The 2,050-nt window shown below is 73.2% G+C and carries 2 protein-coding genes and 1 pseudogene; all 3 read right to left on the bottom strand.

Features of this window, described 5'->3' with window-relative positions; genetic code table 11:
- A pseudogene (locus BZY54_RS48240) lies at positions 1-234 on the bottom strand (hypothetical protein); the annotation flags it as partial.
- The gene (locus tag BZY54_RS48235) at positions 222-761 is read right to left on the bottom strand and encodes a SigE family RNA polymerase sigma factor (RefSeq protein WP_030177423.1); all 540 of its coding nucleotides are present in this window, start codon (positions 759-761) and stop codon (positions 222-224) included. The pseudogene BZY54_RS48240 and the gene BZY54_RS48235, both read right to left, overlap by 13 nt.
- A 336-nt stretch (positions 762-1,097) precedes the next feature.
- On the bottom strand, positions 1,098-1,961 hold the full coding sequence (locus BZY54_RS48230; protein ID WP_086731561.1) for an HhH-GPD family protein: 864 nt from the start codon (positions 1,959-1,961) through the stop codon (positions 1,098-1,100).
- Positions 1,962-2,050: the final 89 nt, after the last annotated feature.

Below are 2,050 nucleotides of genomic sequence, written 5' to 3'. Positions count from 1 at the left end.
GGTGGGGGAGGGGCTGGACGAGGGTGCGTCCGCCACCGAGCTGGCCTCGGCCGGCCCCTCGTCGCGGGCGCCCGTGCCGCCCGTGCCGCAGGCGGACACCAAAAGACCGAGGGCGGCGAGCACGGCCACCGCCGTGATCACCGCCTGGAGGGTCCCCCGGGCCGGGGTGGACTCGGGCCCGGCACCGGACCCGCCACTGGGGCCGACACCAGCCTCGCCGCTCAGGCCGCGCAACGCTCCCGCTCCTCACGCTCCAGCGCGCGTGCGTCCAGATCGCGGGCCTCCAGCTCCTCGCGGAGCCGGGCGAGCGCCCGGTGCAGCGTGCTCTTGACCGTTCCCGCGGACATGCCGAGGGCAGCGGCCGTCTCCTCCGTGGACATCTGCTCCCAGTGTCGCAGCACCACGACGCTGCGCTGCTTCGGAGCGAGAACTTTCATGATGTCCATAAGAAGCGCGCGGTCGGCGTGCTGCTCGGTGGAGTCCTCGACGCTGGCGTCCGGCAGCTGCTCGGTGGGGACCTCCTCCAGCTTCCGGGCCCGCCACCACTCCGTACGCGTGTTGATCATGACGCGGCGCAGGTAGGCGTCCGCGAGCCGCTTGTCGGCGATGCCCTCCCAGCGGCCGTACGTCCGTACGAGCGCCGTCTGGAGCAGGTCCTGGGCGTCGACCGGGTCCGGCACCAGCCGGCGCGCGCTGCGCAACAGCGCGTCCTGCCGGGTGCGCACGTACTCCTCGAACTCGAGCACCTCACCCTGCGCCATGATCAACCGCCTCCGATCCCCGTTTACCGACCTGCCTGCTGCCGGATCCCGTGCTCTGTGCGGGCGGGCTGTGGTCGGCAGCCGCCCGGTGCCTGTCGGGCACGCAATTGAAGGTACGGAGGGGTTGTCACGGCGTTGTCCGAAGCAGCCTGCGGGTAGCCCTCGGCTGTACGTCGGTTGTGTAACGGACGCAGGAGCGGGATAAAGAGGCGCCCTGATTGGTCCGAATATGGGGGGATTTGGCCCTTCGGGGTGGCGTGCGGATGTGTGACACGGGTGCCCGCGACGCCTTCCGGAGGCGTCATCGCTGTTACCCGCTCGCGTGGTGACGGCGCGTCAGCTAAGTGGCAACCGGTACAGGCCGCCCGACAGCGGCTCCACCAAGCCGTCGGCGACGAGCCCGTCCAGGGCCCGGCCCCGCTGGACCGGCTCGTGCCACACCCGGTCCAGCACCGCCTGCGGCACCGGCGCGTGGGCTTCGCGCAGTACGGCGAGGAGCTTGCCGCGCACCTGCCGGTCGGTACCGGCGTACGTCTGACCCCGGCGTGGCGGACCGTCGTGCTCCGGCTTGCCCGCCAGCCGCCACGCGCAGTGCCCGGTGATCGGGCAGCGATGGCACGACTCGTTCTTCGCCGTGCACACCAGCGCGCCGAGCTCCATGGAGGCGGCGGCCCAACGGGCCGCGGTCCGCTCGTCCTCGGGCAGCAGGGTGCGGGCCAGGCGGCGTTCGGCGGCGGTGGTGGCGTTCGGCGGGTACTGCACACCGGTGACCGCACGGGCGAGGACCCGGCGGACGTTGGTGTCCAGCACGGCGTGCCGCTGCCCGTAGGCGAAGGACGCGACCGCCGCCGCCGTGTACTCGCCGATGCCGGGCAGGGCGAGCAGTTGCGCGTGTTCGGTGGGTACGTCACCGCCGTGCCGCTCCGTTATGGCGACCGCGGCGCCGTGCAGGCGCAGGGCACGGCGCGGGTAGCCGAGCCGGCCCCAGGCGCGGACGGCCTCGCCGGGCGCCTCCTTGGCGAGGTCGGCGGGGCGCGGCCAGCGTTCGAGCCACTGTTCGTAGACGGGCAGGACGCGGCTGACCGGCGTCTGCTGCAGCATGAACTCGCTGACCATCACACCCCAGGCGCCGGCGTCGGCACGACGCCAGGGCAGGTCGCGGGCGTTGGCGTCGAACCAGGTGATGACCTGGGTGTGCAGGGTCGAACCGAGCGGGGCGTCGGAGGGCGCGGCGGAGACCTCGCCGGTGCCGGCGGCCGAGGCTTCGGCGCCGGTGCCGATCTCGGCGG

It is taken from the genome of Streptomyces carpinensis (assembly GCF_002154505.1).
Lineage (GTDB): Bacteria > Actinomycetota > Actinomycetes > Streptomycetales > Streptomycetaceae > Streptomyces > Streptomyces carpinensis.
This window is presented reverse-complemented; position numbering and strand designations above follow the sequence as displayed.

Bases quoted from the DNA above. Each gene is read 5' to 3' on its own strand.
- BZY54_RS48235 (WP_030177423.1), bottom strand. From the start codon at position 761: ATGGCGCAGGGTGAGGTGCTCGAGTTCGAGGAGTACGTGCGCACCCGG.